This is a genomic window from Bradyrhizobium sp. (assembly GCF_049691595.1).
Classification (GTDB): Bacteria; Pseudomonadota; Alphaproteobacteria; order Rhizobiales; family Xanthobacteraceae; genus Bradyrhizobium.
Map to the genome: position 1 here is coordinate 1 of NZ_JBAVNZ010000672.1, position 2,652 is coordinate 2,652.

General features: G+C 65.6%; 2 protein-coding genes. Both read left to right on the forward strand.

What is annotated here, in order from left to right:
* Positions 1-379 precede the first annotated feature (379 nt).
* Complete coding sequence (tkt, locus tag WCE35_RS26970; RefSeq protein WP_424596357.1) at positions 380-2,365, forward strand: transketolase; 1,986 nt, start codon at positions 380-382, stop codon at positions 2,363-2,365.
* A 140-nt stretch (positions 2,366-2,505) separates the two neighbouring features.
* Positions 2,506-2,652 (forward strand): glyceraldehyde 3-phosphate dehydrogenase NAD-binding domain-containing protein (locus tag WCE35_RS26975; protein ID WP_424596358.1); only part of this gene is annotated, 147 nt, incomplete at its 3' end.

Sequence of the window (2,652 nt, forward strand, 5' to 3'; positions counted from 1 at the left end):
CGTCGAGCGCGGACATCAACCGCCGCGTCGCGGCGTCGAGATCGGCATGGGCTGGCTCGGCACTGCCGGACCCGTTGGCTTGATGATCGCTCATGTGAGACAGCGCGCACCTTCGACTAGGCAAGCCGCACGGCGAATTCTGCGGTTCGGCAAGCGTTTAAGCGGTGAAATTTACGTGGCAAGCGAAGCTAACGCAACGCTGCCGCGAAGCTATGCACCACAAAGCAACTTTTCGGCCCGGAAGCGCGGTTCATCGCCTTGGACTCGGGGAATTGAGGTGCTATCCAGCCCGAACTCCCCGTGGCCGAAAGGCGCGTATGGCGGCCATCCGCCCGGTACGTGCCGTAACCAAGCACCTCATTTCAGGCGGATTTTCATCATGGCGCAGGTCGATCATTCCCGTATGGCCAATGCGATCCGTGGCCTCGCCATGGATGCCGTCGAAAAGGCGAAATCCGGCCATCCCGGCCTGCCGATGGGCGCCGCCGACATCGCGACCGTGCTGTTCACGCAGTTCCTGAAATTCGACGCCGCCGAGCCGGACTGGCCGGACCGCGACCGATTCGTGCTGTCGGCCGGGCACGGCTCGATGCTGCTCTATGCGCTGTTGTACCTCACCGGCAACAAGGACATGACGCTCGACCAGCTCAAGCACTTCCGCCAGTTGGGATCGCTGACGCCGGGGCATCCGGAAAACTTCCACACCAGGGGCGTCGAGACCACGACCGGGCCGCTCGGCCAGGGGATCGCGACGGCGGTCGGCATGGCGCTCGCGGAAAAAATGCTCGCCGCCGAGTTCGGCAAGAAGATCGTCAACCACCATACCTATGTGCTCGCCTCCGACGGCGACCTGATGGAGGGCGTCTCGCAGGAAGCGATCGCCATGGCCGGCCACTGGAAGCTCAACAAGCTGATCGTGCTCTATGACGACAACGGCATTTCGATCGACGGCCCGACCTCGATCGCCGACTCCGTCGATCAGATCAAACGCTTCAAGTCCGCGGGCTGGCAGGCCGAACGGATCGACGGTCACGAGCAAGAGGCGATCGCGGCGGCGATCGCGCGGGCGCAGAGATCGAACAAGCCGTCGCTGATCGCCTGCAGGACCACGATCGGCTATGGCGCGCCGCACAAGGCCGGCACGGCAAAGGCCCATGGCGAACCGCTCGGCGCCGACGAGCTGAAGGGCGCCAAGCAAAAGCTCGGCATCGCGCAGGACGCCTTCTCGGTGCCCGACGACGTCCTGAAGGCCTGGCGCGAAGCCGGCGGCCGCGGCGCCGCCGCCCGCAAGGAATGGGAGGCGCGCCATGCGGAGCTTGGCAGCCGCAAGCGCGCCGAATTCGAGCGCCGGCTGCGGCACGAACGGCCGGCGTCGCTGGCCAAGGCGCTCAAGGCCCACAAGAAGTCGCTGTTGGAAAACCCGCTCAACGCCGCGACCCGCAAATCATCGGAGGCCGTGATCGAGGCGATCGCCGCCGCGATGCCGATGGAATTCCTCGCCGGCTCCGCCGACCTGACCGGCTCCAACAACAACAAGGCAAAGTCCGCGGTCGCGTTTTCGGCGAGGACACCGAAGGGCCGTTTCATCCATTACGGCATCCGCGAGCACGGCATGGCTGCCGCCATGAACGGCATCTTCCTGCATGGCGGCTTCGCGCCGAACGGCGCCACCTTCCTGGTGTTCACCGACTATGCCCGCCCTGCGATGCGGCTCGCCGCGCTGATGGGCGCGGGCGTCGTTTACGTCATGACCCATGATTCGATCGGGCTCGGCGAAGACGGCCCGACGCACCAGCCGGTCGAACATCTCGCCGCCTTGCGCGCCATTCCCAACATGCGGGTGTTCCGCCCCTGCGATGCCGTCGAAGTGGCGGAGTGCTGGGAACTGGCGCTGAACCGGACCAGTGGCCCGACGGTGCTGGCGCTGAGCCGCCAGAACCTGCCGCAATTGCGGTCCACGGCACCGTCAGACAATCCCTGCGGCCATGGCGCCTATGAGCTGGTCGCCGCCGATGGCGACGCAAAAGTGTCGCTGTTCGCGTCGGGTTCCGAGGTCGAAATCGCCGTCGCCGCCCAGAAGCAACTGGCCGAGCGCGGCATCGCGTCGCGGGTGGTATCGGTGCCCTCGCTCGAATTGCTGCTGGCGCAGCCGCAGGAGAAACAGAAGGCGATCATCGGCAAGGCCCCGGTCAAGGTCGCGATCGAGGCCGCCATGCGCTGGGGCTGGGATGCCGTGATCGGCCACGATGGCGTGTTCATCGGCATGCACGGTTTCGGCGCCAGCGCGCCCGCCAAGGAGCTTTTCAGGCATTTCGGCATCACCGCCGAGGCCACGGTTAACGCCGTTCTGAAGCGCCTACCCTGACGGTTGAGCTTGTCCGGAAAAAGGACTACCTAGCCGTCATCTTGTCCGTTCCCGCCCGGCCGAACCGGGCGATCCGCCGTCATTACTCCGCGAGACAGACCTCCGCGGGGACGGCAACAGCTATCAGAGGAGAGACTAGCATGGCAGTCCGGGTCGCGATCAACGGGTTTGGCCGCATCGGCCGCAATGTGCTGCGCGCCATCGCCGAGTCCGGCCGCCGGGATATCGAGGTGATCGCGATCAACGATCTCGGCCCGGTCGAGACCAACGCCCATTTGCTGCGCTTC